This window comes from Micromonospora sp. NPDC049366 (assembly GCF_044466625.1).
GTDB lineage: Bacteria > Actinomycetota > Actinomycetes > Mycobacteriales > Micromonosporaceae > Micromonospora.
This window is the reverse complement of record NZ_JBITMV010000011.1, coordinates 31,674-48,849: the sequence shown is the minus strand read 5'-3', so window position 1 is coordinate 48,849 and position 17,176 is coordinate 31,674. Positions and strand designations below refer to the sequence as shown.

Here is a 17,176-nt window from a genome sequence, read left to right as displayed (position 1 = left end):
GGCTCAGTCCATGCCCGGCCTCAGCCCACGTCGGTTCGCGGCCGAACCGGTGTGATCGCGGCCCGGACCTACCGGGTCGGCAGACCCGTCGGGAGGCCGGTCGGCAGACCCGTCGGCAGGTTGGTCGGGAGGCTGGTCGGCAGACCGGTCGGCAGGTTGGTCGGTATACCGCTCGGGAGGTTGCTCGGCAGGCCACCCGGCAGGCCGGGTTGGGCCGTCGGCGCCGGCTGCGGTAGTCCGCCGCCGACCGACGGCTCGGCGAAGAGCCGGTAGACCACCGCGTTGCCGATCTCCTCACGGGTGATGCCGAGGAAGTCCACCGGCGAGTCGACGGTGATCTCCCAGGGCGTGCCCGCGAGCTGGTCGCGCAGCAGCACCACGTTGCGTACGCCCAACGTCCGCAGGTAATCGACGCTGGTCTGGTCGGGGAACGACTGCGTCACTCGCCGGACGTCGTCCAGTTGCCGAGGCGTGAAACCGCTACCGCCGTTCACCACGTCCTGGAAGTGGGTCGTGGACCAGAGCATCACGTGCTGGTCGAGGCTCTGGTTGCTGGGCAGCACCAGCATCGGACCGTCCACCAGCCGCATAGCGGCCGGCTGGGTCGGCACCACCGGATGCGGCGTGCTGTTCAACCCCTCGACCGTGACCAGCAGCAACGGCAGCAGCGTCGCCAGCCGCAGCCAGGGGCCCGGCCAGGACGGGATGCGCTGCGCGGCGAGGTCCCGGACCCGGTCGGAGAACGCGGTGATCGCGCCGGCGGCCAGCAGGCCGAGCAGCAACGTGGCCCAGAGCATCAGCCGGCCCGGGGTGCGCAGCCCGTTCCAGCCGGGCAGGTGCTCGAAGAGCGGGATGTAGGTCCAGGTGCCGCCGAAGAAGCGGGTGCCCATGGCGAGCACCATCGTCACCACGACGCCGGCGAGCAGCAGGAGTCGCTGCCGCAGCCGCCACACCGAGAAGAAGAGGCCGCCGGCGGCCAGGGCGTAGAGCACGAACCCGGGCAGCAGCGTCATCTCAGGGTGCCACGGCAGCGCGGCTCGGGCACCCTCGTGCAGATCGCCCCAGATCCGCGACTCGGCGGGCGCGGTGACGAAGCCGGAGGCCGGTGGGGAGAAGATGGCGATGTCGCCGATGCTGCGTTGCGCGTACGGGTGCAGCTCGGTGACGTTGAAGTAGGGGATCGCCAGGAGCAGGCCCACGCCGCCGAAGAGCAGCCCGCCGACGACGTTCGCCACCACCATCCGGCGGCCGAACGGCCGCCGCTCCGGCCAGATCCAGGTCTGCCGGACGAACCACGTGATGAGGGCGACGACCACCGTGCCGCCGAGGAAGTACGCGAACGGCAGGCCGATGCCGAAGCCCAGGCTCAGCTGCCACGCCGCCACGAACCAGCCCGCGTAGACCCAGCCGTCGTGCCGCCGGTCCGGCCGGTAGCCGTGCCGCAGCGACCAGCCGTGGCCCCGGGCGAGCATGGCCAGCGCCAGCGGGATGCCACCGTTGGAGAGCACGTGCAGGTGCCCGGCCTGGGCCAGCAACCACGGCGCGTACGCGTAGGTGACACCCGCGACGGCGGCGCCCATCCGGGCCGAGCCGAGCTGCCGGGCCAGCGCGTACGCCCCGAGCGTCGCCAGCGCGTGCGCCAGCACGAACATGATGTTGTAGCGCAGGATGGCCGCGCCGGGGCCGGTGCCGAGCATCCCGGCGGGCGCGTAGCCGAGCAGGGTGTCCGAGAACGCGAAGCTCCACTGCTCGGGGAAGAACGTGTTGGACTGCCACAGCTGGGCGGGGTTGGCCAGCAGGATGTGCCCCGACCAGGCCATCTGCCAGGCCTGCAGGCTCGGGTCCCAGTAGTCCTGCGGCAGCGTGTAGAGCGGGTAGCGCAGCGTCGGCCAGGTCATCAGCACCGCGAGGGCCAGCGACCCGAGCATGGCCAGCGTCCACTCGTGGATCAGGAACCGTCCGACCGCGCGGACCGCCCGGCGCGGACGGCTCGGCACCGCCTCCGGGGCCGGCCCGAAGGCGGCCCACCGGTCGGTCTTCGTCTCCCCGGCCGTGCCGGTCTTCGTCGCACCGGTCACCGGCGGCGTGCCGTCGACCTTCGTCGTGTCGACCTTCGTCGTGTCGGCCTCGTCTACGGCGGCCGGCTTCGTCGTGCCGCTGGCCTTGCCTCCACCGACCGGCTTCGTCGCGTCGTCGGCCTCGCTTCCGCTGGCCGGGCTCGTCCTGCCGCTGGCCTTGCTTCCGCTGGCCGGGCTCGTCGCGTCGTCGGCCATGGTCGTGCCGTCGGGCGCGGTCTTGCCGGCCTCGGTCGTGCCGCCGGCCGTGGCTTCGTCGGTCGTGGTCGTGCCGCTGGCCGCGCGTTCGCCGGTCGACGTCGTGGCGGGTGCCGCGCCGTCCGTCCCTGCGGCGCCCGAGGGGCGGTCGACCCCTTCGGCAGCGGTCGCGGCCCGCCCGGCGGTGGTGCCGGAAGCAGCCGACCCGGCTGCGGTGTCGGCGCCGACGGCCGCCGTGGTGTCGGTCGCCTGATCGGTGCCGGGTGCCACGTCGGCGGGCTTTCCGCTGGCGGATGTCTCGGCGGTCGTCACGTCGGTCGGTCCTCCGGGGCTGTCCGCGCCGCCCGTGCCGGCGCCACTCGTCGTGCTGCTCGGGGTGGCCGTGTCGGCCGGTGCGGTGACCTGCTGGTGCTTGTCGGCGGGTGCGGGCAGCTTGTCGCCGGTCTCGGACCGTCCGGTCGTCATGCCGACGGCTGCTCCGCGCCGAGCTGCTGGCGGAGGAAGGAGATGTCCGACGCCTGGCCCGTCACACCGCCGGGTGTCTCGACGACCACCGGGGCGCCCGCGGCGCGGATGACCGCCACCACCAGCTCCGGGTCGATCGTCCCGCCGTCGAGGTTGTCGTGCCGGTCCTGCCCGGAGTTGAAGGCGCCCTTGGAGTTGTTCGCGTGCACCAGGTCGATCCGGCCCGTGATCGCCTTGACCCGGTCGACCAGGCCGAGCAACTCCTCACCGCCGGCGTGGGCGTGGCAGGTGTCCAGGCAGAACCCCACCTCGTAGTCGCCGACCGCGTCCCAGAGCCGGGCCAGCGCGTCGAGCCGCCGGGCGCAGGCGTTCTCGCCGCCGGCCGTGTTCTCGATCAGGACCGGCACGCCGAACCCGCCGGCGTCGGCTGCGTACGCGAAGGTCTTGCGCCAGTTGTCGAAGCCCACCGCCGGATCGTCGCCGGCGTTGACGTGGCCGCCGTGCACGATCAGCCCCTTGGCGCCGACCTCGGCGGCCGCGGTGGCGTGCGCCAGCAGCAGCTTGCGGCTCGGGATGCGGATGCGGTTGTTGAGGGTGGCCACGTTGATGACGTACGGCGCGTGCACATAGAGGTCGACCTCGGCGGCGCGCAGCCGGGCCGCGTCCTCCCGGGGCTTGGGGGCTTTCCAGCCCTGCGGGTCGGAGAGGAAGAACTGCACGGTGTCGGCGGCCCGGGCGGTCGCCTCCGCCAACGGGTCCGTCGAATCGACGTGGGCTCCGATACGCATGCCCGCGAGCCTACGTCGCGCCTCCGACGAGCGGGGTGACGGCGGGCCCTGTCGCCGCGTCGCACGTCACTCGGGCGGCTGCCGCTCGTTGATGAGGTGGGATGGAAGGCCAACCCGACGTTCGACGCCATCGGCGTCACCTGCCGGCCGGTCGACCACCTGTTGGCGGGGACACCTCCGTCGCGCGGCCCGGCGTGGCGGGGGTGTTCCGGAGAAGAATTCGACAAAACCGTCGCGAATCTCGGAAATTTGCGCCATTTCCCCCGACAAGCGACGAGAGCCGTTGTATCGTCAGGTAACAACACGATAAAGCTCCGCGGGGCGTCTCCGGTCCAACCTCATCGGTGTGGTCGTTCCTCCCCAGGTCCCACCCAAGGAATGCGGACGGGACGCCCCGCGGCCCCGTCGACGGGGACCCGCCACCGGCCGCAGGGTCGGCAGCGGGTCCCCGTCGACGTGCGTGCGGCGACGGTCCGGCTGGCGCTGCCGGACGGCTCGTTCGACGGCGCGGCGAGCCCCGTTCCGGCCCGCGACCGGCCGCTCCGCTGATGATCGTCCGCGCCGGGTATCCTGGTCCGGTTGTCCGCGTCCGGCCGGGTTCCCCCGACACCGGCGTGGGCCACGACGCACGACCTCCTGCCACGGAAGGACCGTGGCCGCTTAGCCCACAGGAGGTGAGCACGTCTTGCGTCATTACGAGATCATGGTGATCCTCGACCCCAGCCTCGAGGAGCGCACCGTCGCCCCGTCGCTCGACACGTACCTGAACGTGATCCGGACCGCGGGTGGCTCGGTGGAGAAGACCGACGTGTGGGGCCGCCGGCGCCTCGCGTACGAGATCAACAAGAAGGCCGAGGGCATCTACGCCGTCATCGACCTGCAGGCGACGCCCGCAGCGGTGGCCGAGCTGGACCGTCAGCTCCGACTGAACGAGTCCGTGCTGCGCACCAAGGTCATCCGGCCGGAGATGCGCTAAGCGTCCACCCCCGGCACGCCCGGATCAGCCTCATCGACGCTGTCGTACGGCTCTGAGAGCCTGTACGGCAGACGATGAGGGCGCGAGGAGATGGTCATGGCAGGAGACACCACCATCACGGTCATCGGCAACCTTACCGATGACCCCGAGTTGCGGTTCACCCCGAACGGGGCGGCGGTCGCCAAGTTCCGTGTCGCCTCGACGCCGCGGTTCATGGACCGCGCGTCCGGCGAGTGGAAGGACGGCGAGCCGCTGTTCCTCTCGTGCACCGTCTGGCGCCAGGCCGCCGAGCACGTCGCCGAGTCCCTCCAGCGGGGCGCTCGGGTGATCGTGTCAGGCCGTCTGCGGCAGCGGTCCTACGAGACCCGTGAGGGCGAGAAGCGCACCGTCATCGAGCTTGAGGTCGACGAGATCGGCCCGTCGCTGCGCTACGCCACGGCCAAGGTGCAGAAGATGTCCCGCTCCGGCGGTGGCGGCGGTGGCTTCGGTGGCGGTGGTGGCCAGGGCGGCGGCGGAGGCAACTTCGACGACCCCTGGGCTTCGGCCGCGCCCGCCCCCTCGCGTTCCGGTTCGGGCGGCGGAAACTTCGACGAGGAGCCCCCGTTCTAATGGCGCCGAGCGCCCGCGATCGCAAACCAGGAGCAAGAGCAATGGCCAAGGCTGCGGCACTGCGCAAGCCGAAGAAGAAGGTGAACCCGCTCGACAAGGACGGGATCACCTACATCGATTACAAGGACACCGCGCTGCTGCGCAAGTTCATCTCCGACCGCGGCAAGATCCGCGCTCGGCGGGTGACCGGCGTGACCTCGCAGCAGCAGCGGCAGATCGCCCGTGCGGTCAAGAACGCCCGTGAGATGGCGCTCCTGCCGTACACGGCCACCACCCGCTGAGAGGAGGCACCGATATGAAGATCATCCTGACTCAGGAAGTGACCGGCCTCGGTGCCCCCGGCGACATCGTCGAGGTCAAGGACGGCTACGGCCGTAACTACCTGCTTCCGCAGGGCTTCGCGATCGCCTGGACCAAGGGTGCGGAGAAGCAGGTCACCCTGATCAAGCGGGCCCGCTCGGCTCGCGAGATCCGCGACCTGGGCCACGCCAACGAGGTCAAGGGTCAGCTCGAGGGTCTGAAGGTCAGCCTGAAGGCCCGCGCCGGCGACGGCGGTCGGCTCTTCGGCTCGGTCACCCCGGCCGAGATCGTCGACGCCGTGAAGGCCGCCGGTGGCCCGGTGCTCGACCGGCGTCGCCTGGAGCTGCCCGGTCACATCAAGTCGACTGGTGCCTACCCGGTGCGCATCAAGCTGCACCCGGAGGTCACGGCGTCGTTCAACCTGAACGTCGTCGCCAGCTGACGCCCCGCACCACAACCGAGGGCCCGCACCGGATCGGTGCGGGCCCTCGGTCTGTCCGGACCGCCACCCCAAGAGCGCCAGACCCCGGTGCTGAACCACGCCAGCCTCAGGTTGCCGCGCGCGCCGGGCTGCCCGCGCACCTGACCGACCACCGCGCCATCCTCGGGTTGCCGCGCGCCGGGCTGTCGGGCCGCCGATCGACGATCGCGCCGTCTGCGGGTTGCCGCGCGCCTCGGGTTGCCGGCGCGCCGAATCGACGACCGCGCGCCCTGCCTCAGCCGATCGGCTGGCCGGTCACCACGCTGATGATCACCGTGGAGAGACCACCGCCCACCACCGCCGAAGCGAGGGCGATCGTCGTCGCACGCCACGTCGTACCGACCCGCCGCAGCAGCGCCGCGACCACCAGACTGCTGACCAGCGCCAGACCGAACCGCGGAGCCGCCGCGACCAGTGAACCCAGCGCGTGCGCGCGCGGGGAGTCGCAGCCGCCGCCGCTGATGTCGGTGACACAGCCCGCCGGTGCCCCGGCGTCCAACGTCAGCAACCACACGAAGATGAGCACGGCCGGGACCAGGTAGCACGCGGCGGTGAAGAGCAACGGCCGGACCGGGCCACCCGGATCCGGATCGAGCAGGTCGTCCTCCAGCCGCCGTCCCCACCCGCCCGGCGGCGCGACCGTGTCGATGCGCCGGCGCACCACCGCCGCGCCCGTGCCGCGGGGAGCGCCGATCGGCTCCGATCGGCGTCGGCTCGGCCCGTACGCGCCCGGCGCGCTGCGCGGCCGAGGCGCTGTGTAGGTCACCGCGGGTGAGCGTGGGGCCGAGGTCGGCGGGTCCACCCACCGGGGATCGTCACCAGCCAGCCGGGTCCCCGACCAGAAACCCTCGTCCTGCCGCGCCCAGGACCAGCCCTCGGTCTCGTCGGACCGCGCGGAACGCGGCGGCTCGGTCCGGTCCCACCCGCCCGCGTCCGGGTAGCGGTCCCACTGTCCGGTGCTGTCCGGCTCCGACCAGCGGGCCGCGACGTCGGGCTGCTCCCACCGCGTCGTGCTCTCCCACCGCTCCGCACCCGGTGGCCAGGCGTGCACACCTGAGGCGTCCCACGGATCCACCGCGGGCCGTGCCTCCACCTCGTCCGCACGCCGCGCCGCCCGGTCCCACGGGTCTGCGGCCGCACGGGGCGCCGGCTCCGGCTCCTCGGCGCTCCCGGTTGCCCGCTCCCAGGAGCCGACGGCGGGACGGGACCAGGAGTCCTCGGCGTCCGCCGCACGTCGGCGTCGCCGACCGACCCGACCCGGGTCAGGCTGCGGGGCCGGCGCCGCCTCGTCCTCCCCGCCCGACCACGTGACCTGCGGTCGACCGGCGGGTGACCGGCGGGGACGCCGCTGGCTGGGCGAGCCCGAGACAGGCTCCTCCGCGCGCTCCGCCCGTCGGCTGCCCACGTAGCCCGATCCCTGCGGGCGGTCGAACGTCCACTCGCGCGTGTGGTCCGATTCGGGTGCGGCACCGATCGCCGGTAGTTCCCGCCAACTCGTCTCCCGGACCCGCTGCCAACTGCTCGTGGTCTCGGTGGTGCGCCAACCGTCGCCGTCGGACCGCGGCCGGACCGGCTCGTCGTCGTCCGGCGCGGCGTGCCGTCCGGCGCCATCAGCCCGGCGTACGCCGGACTCCACGGCCCACCGCGGCAGGTAGGCGTCGACCGGCTCCTCCCGGCCACTCTCCAGTGCCCGGCGACCCGGCGCTCCGCGACCCGTTCCGTAGGAATCGACCGAGGCCTGATCGGCGGAGTCGGCCCACGAGGAGGTGCGCTCGCGCGGGCTGCCCTCCCCGCGTGCCCAGTCCCGGTAACTCACGGCCGGAGCGTGACCCTTCTCAACCGTTGGCGCAATCCGCTGTCCAGGTGTAGCCGTTCGCTGGAGATAGTACGGGACGAACGACTCCGCAACCCGACCGAAAACTTTGCCTCCACAGGCTGGGGATCGCATAGTCCCAGGTCAGAGCGTTGCGGCCGGGAATTCCCCAGGAGTTGTCCACAGGCTGTGCACACCCTGCGCACATGGTTGTGCACGGACGTCCACAGGTTGTCCCGAGGCTCGTCCACCGGCGTTGTTGAGTCGTCGAACCCCAGGTCCGTATGGTTGGCCCGCGACCACCCGTGCGATGACCCCCGATCGACCGGCCCGGTCGGCGAAGTGTCGTACCCGGACGGTAGGGCCGGGACGAGCGTCCGACGCAGTGGAGGGGGGACCGGTGTCGGTCACCGACGACATGCGGGCGGAGCCACGCGGCGGCGGGCAGGCTCCCGCGCCCGCCCAGCGGGACGGCCAGTTCGACAAGACTCCGCCCCAGGACGTGGCGGCCGAGCAGTGCGTGATCGGCGGCATGCTGCTCTCCAAGGACGCCATCGCGGACGTCGTGGAGATTCTCAAGAGCAACGACTTCTACCGGCCGGTGCACGCCACCATCTTCGACACCATCCTGGAGATCTACGGCCGGGGTGAGCCGGCCGACGGCATCACCGTCGCGGCGGCCCTCGCCGACTCCGGGGACCTCGCCCGCGTGGGCGGTGCGCCCTACCTCCACACCTGCATGGCCGCCGTGCCGACGGCCGCGAACGCGGCCTACTACGCGCGGATCGTCAGCGAGCGGGCCATCCTGCGCCGACTCGTCGAGGCCGGCACCAAGATCGTGCAGCTCGGCTACGGCACCGCTGCCGGCGGCAGCCGCGACGTCGACGACGTCGTCGACCTGGCCCAGCAGGCCGTCTACGACGTCACCGAGCGCCGGGTGAGCGAGGACTTCGCCGTCCTCGCCGACATGCTCCAGCCCACCCTCGACGAGATTGAGGCCGTCGGCGCGCAGGGCGGCGTGATGACCGGCGTGCCCACCGGCTTCACCGACCTGGACCGGCTGCTCAACGGCCTGCACCCAGGCCAATTGATCATCGTGGCGGGGCGGCCTGGTCTGGGCAAGGCGCTCGCTCTCGACACACCGCTCCCCACCCCGGACGGCTGGACCACCATGGGTGAGATTCGGGTCGGTGACCAGTTGCTGGCGGCCGACGGCACTCCGACCAGGGTCACCCACGCCTTCGACGTCATGTACGACCGTCCCTGCTATGAGGTCGAGTTCTCCGACGGCACCGTCATCGTGGCGGACGCCGAACACCTGTGGAAGACGACGACCCGGGCGGGCCGGAGGCAGGGTCCGGGACACCAGCGGCGGCACTGGCCCGAGGCCTCGTTGGCCAAGGTGCGGAACGCGCATGAGACGTTCGCCCTTGATCCCGATCGCCAGGTGACGCTCAGCGAGGTGGTCGGACGGGTGGGCCCGGAGTTCCGGCACGTCCTGCACACCGTCGCCCGCGAGGTCGGCTCGATAGGCCGGATCAGCCGGCCCGTCGTCCGCGCCGGCGAGCTGCGAAACTGGACAGCCCCCGGATACCCGGCCCGGCCGCTCCTGGCCACCCTGATGGAACGGGCGGAGCGCCAGGTCAACGCCGGAAACCGCGTCCGCCACGATGGCGTCGTCACCACTGCTCAGATCGCCGCGACGCTGCGCACCGACACCGCCGAGCGCCGGCTCAACCACGCGGTACGGAACTGCGCGCCGCTTCGTCTGCCGGACAGTGACCTTCTGGTTCCGCCCTACACGTTGGGTATGTGGCTCGGCGACGGGCATGCCGACGCCAGCCGGTTCACCACCGCGGACTCGGAGATCATCGGGCACGTCGAGGCCGACGGCTTCATCGTCCGGCCCAGTGGGCCGATGGCTTACACCATCCTGCTGCCGCCTCCGTCCTCGACGCCGCAGGAAGGGCGCTGCGTGGATTGCGGCGAGTCCACCCGGGCGTTGCGGGAGAACAAGGCGACCAGGCGTTGTGCCGCCTGCCACAGCCGGAACGGTTCCTTCCTGGGGCTGCTGCGGCGACTCGGTGTCGCGGGCGACAAGCACATCCCGCAGGCATACCTGCGCGCGTCGGAGGCGCAGCGCCGGGCGTTGCTGGCGGGCCTGATGGACACCGATGGCACCGTCGCTCCGACGGGCAACCTCCAGTACACGTCGACCTCCAAGCGGTTGGCGGACGACGTATACGAGCTGGTGGTCAGCCTCGGCTACCGCTGCACCGTCACCACGAAGGCGGTGCGCGGTCGCACGGCCGAGTCGTCGACGGCGTACACGCTGAACTTCTCGACCCCCGACCCGGTATTCCAGCTCACGCGGAAGCGCGCCGCGCATGCCGCCCGTCGGCGGACGACGTCCGACGCCCGGACCGCATCCCGGTTCATCGTCGACGTCCGCCCGGTGCCGAGCGTCCCGGTCCGGTGCGTCACGGTCGACAACCCCGAGCACCTGTACCTCGCGAGTCGCGCCATGATTCCGACCCACAACAGCACCGCAAGCATGGACTTCGCCCGTAATGCGGCGATCCGCGCCAACCAGGCTGCCGCGATCTTCTCCCTGGAAATGAGCAAGGTCGAGATCGTCATGCGACTCCTCTCGGCCGAGGCGCGGGTGCCGCTGCACGTGCTTCGCAGCGGGCAGCTCTCCGATGACGACTGGACCAAGCTGGCCCGCTGCATGGGCGAGATCAGCGAGGCGCCGCTCTTCGTCGACGACACGCCGAGCATGAACCTCATGGAGATCCGGGCCAAGGCGCGTCGGCTCAAGCAGCGGCACGACCTCAAGATGATCGTGGTCGACTATCTCCAGCTGATGACCTCGCCCAAGCGCACCGAGAGCCGCCAGCAGGAGGTCGCGGACCTGTCTCGTGGCCTGAAGCTGTTGGCCAAGGAGGTCGAGTGTCCGGTGATCGCCGTCAGTCAGCTGAACCGTGGCCCCGAGCAGCGCACCGACAAGCGCCCACAGCTGTCCGATTTGCGCGAAAGTGGATCAATTGAACAGGATGCTGACGTTGTCATCCTGCTTCACCGGGACGACTACTACGACAAGGAGTCGCCCCGGGCGGGTGAGGCGGACTTTATCGTTGCTAAGCACAGAAATGGCCCGACCGACACGGTGACCGTCGCGGCGCAGCTGCACCTCTCGCGCTTCGTGGACATGGCCATCGTCTGAGCCAGCCGCTCAGCCGAACAGGGGAAACCAGCCCGCGACCTCGCCCAGCTCCAGCCGGTCCCGGTCGCTGAGCGGGAGCCGGCCGGTCGCCTTCAGCAGGTATTCGTGGTCGTCCCAGCCCGCCGGGCGTACGGCCTCGTCGCTCAGCAGGCCGTCCATGGTGGTGACCGCGACCCGGGTGGCCAGGGGGCCGGGCCGGGGTGCGGCGGGGAGGTCGAGCACCAGGTCGAGGTGGTGAACGACGGCTTCGGTGCTGAGGGTGGCGAGGAGGTCGGGCACGCGCAGCACGTGCCCCTGGGTCGTCACGTGCCCGGACGGGTCGGCGGCGGTGGCGGCGCGTACGGCGGCCGGGGCGGTCTCACACCACAACCTGACCAGGCCCGAGGGCCGGTCGAACGCGACGGCGGAGCGGCGGGCCCACCAGGCGTGGCGGGCGCCGTCGTCGTTCCCGCCCGGGGTGAACGCCCGCCAGTAGGTGACGTCGTCCACGTCGGGGGGCCCGGCGGCCGGGCTGGCCAGGGCGACCAGCGCCCGCTGCGCGTCGCAGAGCACGTGGAACAGCAGGTCGGCGACGAGCCAGCCGTGGCAGCGGGTGGGACGCTGCAGGTCGTGGTCGTCGAGGTCGCCGACCACGGCCGTGATTCCCTGGTACGCCTCGGCCAGCGCCTCGTGCTGCGGGATGGGCGTCATCATCGTGCAGCTTCGCACGGACCCACCGCGCACGGCATTCCGACGCGGCCGACCATCAGTGCGGTGTGCCGCGCAGCCGGTGGGCGGTCCGGAACCGGGTCGGCCAGGGCAGGACCGGCGGGGCGGTGGTACGACGCACGGCCGGCCCGGCGGACGCCAGGCCGGCCGTGGAGGATGTCGGACGGCTCAGCCGAACATCTCGTCGAGGAAGCTCTTGTGCTTCTTCCGGCGGTAGTGCCCGTGGTAGCCGTAGTGCTGCTGGCCGTGCCCGCCGTACGCGGGCGCCGGGGCCGGCGGGTAGCCGTGCGTGGGCGGGGGCGGCGGCGGAACCGCGCCGTAACCGGGCTGGTGCGGCGCGGGGGGCGGCGGCGGCGGCGGGTAACCGCCCTGCTGGTGTGCGGGCTGGGCGGGCTGGCCGGGAGGTGCCGTCTGCTGACGGTTCCAGTTCGCCTCCGCCTCGAACAGCTTCTCCAGCTCGCCGCGGTCGAGGAAGATCCCTCGGCACTCGCCGCACTGGTCGATGACGACGCCGCTGCGCTCGTACTGGCGCATTTCTCCGTGACACTTGGGACAGGTGAGGCTCATCACCCGACGGTACCCGGTCCGGTCACGCGGTCGCCGTCAACATCTCGGTGACCTCCTCGTCGCTCACTTCGTGGAAGTCCTCGTAGTAGGCGCTCACGGCCATGAACTCGGGTGGGCGCTGGGCGCAGATCACCTGGTCGGCCTCGGCGGCCAGCATCTCGTACGCCTCCTGCGCGCCGACCGGCACCGCGACGATCACCCGCCGGGCGCCGAGGTGGCGGGCGACCTCGACGGCGGCGCGCGCCGTGGCGCCGGTGGCGAGGCCGTCGTCGACGAGGACGGCCGTGCGGTCGGTCAGGTCGAGCGGCGGGCGTCCGGCGCGGTAGAGCTCTTCCCGCCGCTCCAGTTCGGCCTGTTCGCGGCGGCGGGTCTGGGCGATGTCCTCCGGGCCGAGGCGGCTGGCCACCTGCTCGTTGAGCACCTGCACTCCGCCGGGGCCGAGTGCCCCGAAGGCGACCTCGCGGGCCCACGGCATGCCGAGCTTGCGGATCACCAGGACGTCCAGCGGCGCGCCGAGCCGTTCGGCGACGACGCGCGCGACCGGTACGCCGCCGCGTACCAGACCCAGGACGATGACGTCGGACTCCCCGATCAGTCCGGTGAGCCGGTCGGCGAGCGCCCGCCCCGCCTCGGCGCGGTCACGGTAGGTGGTCATTCCTCAGGTCTACGCCCTACCGCGCTCCGGTGCTCGCCAGTTGGCGGAAAGAGGCGGGGCGGCCGGCTCGCCGGTGGGCGGCGTCGGCTCGTGCAGGGCGGGGGCCCAGAGCAGCAGGGCGACGGGGTAGAGCAGGTAGCCGAACCGGGTCGACGGCATCAGGGCGATGGCGGCGAGCAGGCCGTACCCGCAGATGAGCGCGGTTGCGGCGGCGGTGCGTGGCGGGCGGCGAGCGAGCCGGACGGCGATGGCCGCGCCGGTCGCGAGCAGCAGCCCGGCGGCGATGATCCGGCCGCCGGGCAGGCCGGTGGCGATGAGGTGACCGGGGAACGGTGACTGGGCCGGGCTGGTCACGAGCCCGTGGCCGAGGGGGAAGCGGAGCACGTTCTCGACGAGGGCGTCCCGGTCGACCAGCAGCGCGGGCAGCAGAGCGGCGAGCGGCAGCCCGACGGCTCCGGCGGTGACCCGCAGGCCGACGCGGCGGGTCGCCCCCCAGATGATCAGCACCAGGGCGATCGGCCAGGCGAAGAGCTTGAGGGCGCCGGCCAGCCCGACCGCGATGCCGGCCCGGCCGGGCCGGCCGGTGGCGGCGAGGGCCAGCGCCAGCAGGCAGAGCGCGAGGACGGGCAGGTCGTCGCCACCGGTGGCGAGGGTGAGGGCGCAGATCGGCAGCACGGTGGCGGCCTGGACGCCGCGCAGCAGCGCGGCCGCCCGTCGGGGGTGGTCGGCGTCGGCGGCGCGGCCGGTGCCACCCGCGTCGCCGCGCGGACCACCGCCGCCCGGCCCGCCGGGGGCGCGGTCGGGCCGGTGGAGCGACGCGACCGCGAGGGCGAGGGCCAGGGCGGTGCCGAGCGCGAACCAGATCCGGGCGTCCGTCCACCAGCCGGCGGCGAACGCCCGCGGCAGGCCGAAGAGGGCCATTCCCGGCTGATACGGGGTGTAGCCGAGCAGCCGTTCGTCGGCGGGCAGGGCGGCGATGGCGTCCGGGCCGAGGTAGGGGGTGCCGTGCTCGACGAGCCGGCTGCCGGCGTGCTCCACGACGAGCACCTCCTCCTGCGCCCGGTCCGTGCGGCCGGAGGCCCGCTGCACGGTCTGCTGCACCAGCGGCAGGAGCGTGGCGGTCGCCCAGGCGAAGGCGGTGACCGCCCAGCGGCCGGGCAGCCCGGCCGGTGTCGCGTCGGGGCGCCGACGGCGGAGCAGCAGCTGGGCGCCGACGGCGAGCGCGGCGGCCAGGTAGCCGAGGGTTGCGGTGGCGCCCCAGGCCCGGTGCGGCAGGAGGGTCGATGTGACGGCGGTGATCGCGGCGAAGCCGGCCGACACGGCGTAGAGGCCGAGGTCGAGGGCGAGGCCGCCGGCGGCGGTGTCGATGGTCCGCCAGGTGGGGCGGCGGGTCGTGGGGGCTGCGGCGGTCACGCGGGCAAGTGTGGCAGCCGGTCGCGTCGACCGCCCTGGCGGCGGCCGGGTGCGAGGCGGATGACGGCGCCGGCGTCGTGCAGTGGGGGTGCCAGGGCGCCGGGCCGCCCGCCGGCGCCCCGCTGGAGCGCGGCGAGCAGGGTGCCCGCGGGGACGGGACGGGAGAAGAGGTGACCCTGGCCGGCGGCGCAGCCCAGCTCCCAGAGGGCCCGGCGCTGTGGCTCGCTCTCCACGCCCTCGGCGACGACGGTGAGGTCGAGGCTGCGGCCCAGGTCGAGGGTGGACCGGATGACGGCGGCGGCTTCGGCGGAGTTCTCCATCGCGGTGACGAAGCTGCGGTCGATCTTCAGCTCGTGGACGGGGATGCGGGAGAGCAGGCTCAGTGAGGAGTAGCCGGTGCCGAAGTCGTCGAGGGCGAGGCGTGCGCCCTCGTCGCGGAGCCGGCTGAGGACCCGGTCGACCACGTCGAGCTGGCTGAGGGTGAGGGTCTCGGTCAGTTCCAGGATCAGCCGGTCGGCGGGGAGTTCGTGGGCGCGGAGCCGGGCCAGTACGGAGCCGGGGAACCGGGCGTCGAGCAGGCTGCGCGGGGAGACGTTGACGGCGACGGGGATGTCGTGGCCGGCCTCGCGCCAGCTCGTGGCGGCGAGGAGGGCCTGGTCGAGGATGGCCTCGGCGAAGGCCGGCAGCAGGCCGGAGCGTTCGACCGCCTCCAGGAAGCGCAGCGGGTCGATCATCCCGTGGGTGGGGTGGTGCCAGCGGGCGAGCGCCTCCGCGGCGGTGACCTCGCCGGTGCCGAGGTCGACGATGGGCTGGAAGTTGACGGTGAACTCGTGGTCGGCGACCGCGCGGGGCAGTTCGCCGCCGAGGGTGAGCCGGCCGAGGTCGGCGGTGTCGCGGGTCGGGGCGTACGTGGAGATCCGCTGGCCGGCGCGTTTCGCCTGGTACATGGCGACGTCGGCGCGGCGCAGCAGTTCGGGCATCCCGCCGCTGGCCGGGGCGGCGGCGATGCCACCGCTGGCCTCGACGCTGATCCGCATGCCGTCCAGGTCGAACGGTTCGTGGAGTGCGCCGAGCAGGCTCTCGGCCCGGTGCGCCGCCACGGCGGGGGCGGGCAGGCCGCGCAGGAGGACGGCGAACTCGTCGCCCCCGAGCCGGGCCACCAGGTCGTCGTCCTGGGCGGCGCCGCGGAGCCGCTCGGCCACGCGGACGAGGACCTGGTCGCCGGCGGCGTGCCCGAGGGTGTCGTTGACCTCCTTGAAGTGGTTGAGGTCGATGAGCACCAGGGCGGTGACGCCGTCGGCGTGCCGGCGGCTGAGCTGATCGGTGCCGCGTTCGAGGAGGTGCCGCCGGTTGGCCAGGCCGGTGAGGGCGTCGTGGCTGGCGGCGTACGCGTGCTCGTCGGCGACCCGGGCCAGCTCCGCGTACGCCTGGGCGTTGCGGACGGCGGTGCACAGGGCGGATGCGAAGGTCCGCAGCGTGTAGCGCTCGCGTTCGGAGAGCTCCACCGGCCCGCGGAACCGCAGGCGGAGCACGCCGATGTCGACCGTGCGGTCGTGTCCTTCGAGGGGAGCGGGGACCACGGTGCCGTCGATGGCGGCCGGCTCGTCGTCCGTGATGACGCCGTCGGCGCCGCCGCGTACGGTGCGGTGGTCGTCGCGCAGCTCGATCTCCACCTGGTCGGCGGAGAAGAGCTCGGCGGCCTGGACGACCGCGCTGGTGAGCACCTTGTCCAGGTCGACCACGTTGAGGGCGTCGGTGGCGCGGGCGAGGCGCTGCCAGGCCTGCTGCTCGGTGCGGTCACGGACGCGGGCGGAGTAGGCGAGGTGCAGGCTCAGCACGAGCGGGGGCACCGCCAGCAGCAGCCGGGAGTCGGCCTGGATGATGAGCAGCGTGCAGGCGGCCACGACGAACCGGGCCGCGAAGCCGACGAGCCGCAGGTCGAGGTCGTTGAGGAACTGGCGGGAGATCCGGTTGCCCGAGGCGAGGGCGATGACCGGTGCGGCGAGGACATCGTCCAGCAGCGCGGCGACCAGGTACACCGCGCCGAGGACGAGGACGACGCTCCAGAACCCCTTCGGCGGCCAGCGGTCGCCGAGGAGCAGGATCAGTGCGGTGGCACCGCCCGCGACGAGCATGTTCTTCGCGATGCCGAACGCGGTCTTGATGGCGGACAGGCGGAGCAGGAACGACGCGCAGGCGATGCCGACGCCGGTGGCCAGGATGACCCGCGACGGTGGTGCCAGTGCGAGTCCGAGGACGATCGCGGTCTCCACCCACGCGATGGAGAACGAGGTCGACCTGATGCGTACGGTCACCTTCACGATCGCCCCGAGCGCGATCGTCACAGCGACGGCGCAGATCGTGGTGATGTCGTTCAGGGACGTGGGGGGCTCGTGCCGGACGGCGACGGCGGCAATCGACGTGACGACGCAGGCGAGGCCCACGAAGACTCCGACCAACAGCAGCAGGCGCCGATCGGTATCACTGTGACGACGCGTCGTCCGGCCCACTCAACCCCACTCGTTGCCGACCGTCAGTATTCGATGACCGGCAGCGTACCTCTCGGGTTCCGGACTGATAAGGACTCAGTGCCACTCGGTGCTGCGCATGATGCTTCCTCCTCGTCGAGCCCGGGCCCCGGTGGGGGCCTTTCCGTTCGGGGTAGGGCGAGAGTAGAAGCGAAAGCGCGTCATGCGGAAGCATTTATGTCGGTATGCGCAACATAAGCCAAGCTACCGCTGGTTTGTCACGTTCTGTCCGCAATCCTGAGCGGAGCGCGCTTAACCGATTGGCCGACATCCGCACCGGCGTCGGCGATGCGGACGGACGTTAACGCTCGGTTGCCTCTCCAGTGTCGCTGAGGTCGCCGAAACCTTCATCCGCACTTCGGGCCCTTCCTCGA

Annotated in this window: 13 protein-coding genes; 5 read left to right on the top strand and 8 right to left on the bottom strand. The window is 72.4% G+C overall.

Features of this window, described 5'->3' with window-relative positions:
* Positions 1-68: 68 nt before the first annotated feature.
* Both ACIBTV_RS17070 and ACIBTV_RS17065 read right to left on the bottom strand, forming a co-directional pair.
* On the bottom strand, positions 69-2,738 hold the full coding sequence (locus ACIBTV_RS17070; protein ID WP_396705855.1) for a hypothetical protein: 2,670 nt from the start codon (positions 2,736-2,738) through the stop codon (positions 69-71).
* A complete protein-coding gene (locus tag ACIBTV_RS17065) occupies positions 2,735-3,526 on the bottom strand; it encodes a deoxyribonuclease IV (protein ID WP_396705853.1) in 792 nt (263 codons plus the stop codon). Before ACIBTV_RS17065 ends, ACIBTV_RS17070 begins: the two co-directional genes overlap by 4 nt.
* Positions 3,527-4,211: 685 nt before the next feature.
* Here ACIBTV_RS17065 and rpsF point away from each other — a divergent pair.
* The 4 genes from rpsF (at position 4,212) to rplI (ending at position 5,853) form a co-directional block, all read left to right on the top strand.
* A complete protein-coding gene (rpsF, locus tag ACIBTV_RS17060; RefSeq protein WP_076468436.1) occupies positions 4,212-4,502 on the top strand; it encodes a 30S ribosomal protein S6 in 291 nt (96 codons plus the stop codon).
* A 96-nt stretch (positions 4,503-4,598) separates the two neighbouring features.
* Positions 4,599-5,111, top strand: coding sequence for a single-stranded DNA-binding protein (locus tag ACIBTV_RS17055; protein WP_091599171.1), 513 nt, complete (start codon positions 4,599-4,601; stop codon positions 5,109-5,111).
* A 41-nt stretch (positions 5,112-5,152) separates the two neighbouring features.
* A complete protein-coding gene (gene rpsR, locus ACIBTV_RS17050; RefSeq protein ID WP_013289355.1) occupies positions 5,153-5,392 on the top strand; it encodes a 30S ribosomal protein S18 in 240 nt (79 codons plus the stop codon).
* Positions 5,393-5,406: 14 nt separating this feature from the next.
* Entirely contained in the window at positions 5,407-5,853 is a 447-nt protein-coding gene (rplI, locus tag ACIBTV_RS17045; protein ID WP_091593856.1) for a 50S ribosomal protein L9, read from the top strand.
* A 274-nt stretch (positions 5,854-6,127) separates the two neighbouring features.
* Here the strand turns inward: rplI and ACIBTV_RS17040 are convergent, their stop codons facing one another.
* Positions 6,128-7,708 (bottom strand): hypothetical protein, encoded by a 1,581-nt coding sequence (locus ACIBTV_RS17040; protein WP_396705849.1) that lies wholly within the window; start codon positions 7,706-7,708, stop codon positions 6,128-6,130.
* 397 nt (positions 7,709-8,105) lie between these two features.
* Here ACIBTV_RS17040 and dnaB point away from each other — a divergent pair, with 397 nt between their 5' ends.
* Positions 8,106-10,931, top strand: a complete 2,826-nt coding sequence (gene dnaB, locus ACIBTV_RS17035; RefSeq protein ID WP_396705847.1) for a replicative DNA helicase — start codon at positions 8,106-8,108, stop codon at positions 10,929-10,931.
* 9 nt (positions 10,932-10,940) lie between these two features.
* Here the strand turns inward: dnaB and ACIBTV_RS17030 are convergent, their stop codons facing one another.
* The 5 genes from ACIBTV_RS17030 to ACIBTV_RS17010 all read right to left on the bottom strand — a co-directional run bounded on the left by ACIBTV_RS17030 (position 10,941) and on the right by ACIBTV_RS17010 (position 16,784).
* Entirely contained in the window at positions 10,941-11,624 is a 684-nt protein-coding gene (locus tag ACIBTV_RS17030; protein ID WP_396705845.1) for a maleylpyruvate isomerase N-terminal domain-containing protein, read from the bottom strand.
* A 183-nt stretch (positions 11,625-11,807) separates the two neighbouring features.
* Positions 11,808-12,209, bottom strand: coding sequence for a zf-TFIIB domain-containing protein (locus ACIBTV_RS17025; RefSeq protein WP_396705844.1), 402 nt, complete (start codon positions 12,207-12,209; stop codon positions 11,808-11,810).
* Positions 12,210-12,228: 19 nt separating this feature from the next.
* Positions 12,229-12,861: a phosphoribosyltransferase gene (locus ACIBTV_RS17020; RefSeq protein ID WP_396705842.1), complete on the bottom strand. Its 633-nt coding sequence runs from the start codon at positions 12,859-12,861 to the stop codon at positions 12,229-12,231.
* Positions 12,862-12,870: 9 nt separating this feature from the next.
* Positions 12,871-14,274, bottom strand: coding sequence for a glycosyltransferase 87 family protein (locus ACIBTV_RS17015; protein ID WP_396705840.1), 1,404 nt, complete (start codon positions 14,272-14,274; stop codon positions 12,871-12,873).
* On the bottom strand, positions 14,271-16,784 hold the full coding sequence (locus tag ACIBTV_RS17010) for a putative bifunctional diguanylate cyclase/phosphodiesterase (RefSeq protein WP_396705838.1): 2,514 nt from the start codon (positions 16,782-16,784) through the stop codon (positions 14,271-14,273). Before ACIBTV_RS17010 ends, ACIBTV_RS17015 begins: the two co-directional genes overlap by 4 nt.
* Between the last annotated feature and the right edge of the window lie 392 nt (positions 16,785-17,176).

What these genes read in the sequence shown, in the direction of transcription:
- ACIBTV_RS17065 (WP_396705853.1), bottom strand. Translation starts at nt 3,526, where the DNA reads ATGCGTATCGGAGCCCACGTCGATTCGACGGACCCGTTGGCGGAGGCG.
- rplI (WP_091593856.1), top strand. Translation starts at nt 5,407, where the DNA reads ATGAAGATCATCCTGACTCAGGAAGTGACCGGCCTCGGTGCCCCCGGC.
- ACIBTV_RS17030 (WP_396705845.1), bottom strand. Translation starts at nt 11,624, where the DNA reads ATGATGACGCCCATCCCGCAGCACGAGGCGCTGGCCGAGGCGTACCAG.
- ACIBTV_RS17020 (WP_396705842.1), bottom strand. Translation starts at nt 12,861, where the DNA reads ATGACCACCTACCGTGACCGCGCCGAGGCGGGGCGGGCGCTCGCCGAC.
- ACIBTV_RS17055 (WP_091599171.1), top strand. Translation starts at nt 4,599, where the DNA reads ATGGCAGGAGACACCACCATCACGGTCATCGGCAACCTTACCGATGAC.
- rpsR (WP_013289355.1), top strand. Translation starts at nt 5,153, where the DNA reads ATGGCCAAGGCTGCGGCACTGCGCAAGCCGAAGAAGAAGGTGAACCCG.
- ACIBTV_RS17070 (WP_396705855.1), bottom strand. Translation starts at nt 2,738, where the DNA reads ATGACGACCGGACGGTCCGAGACCGGCGACAAGCTGCCCGCACCCGCC.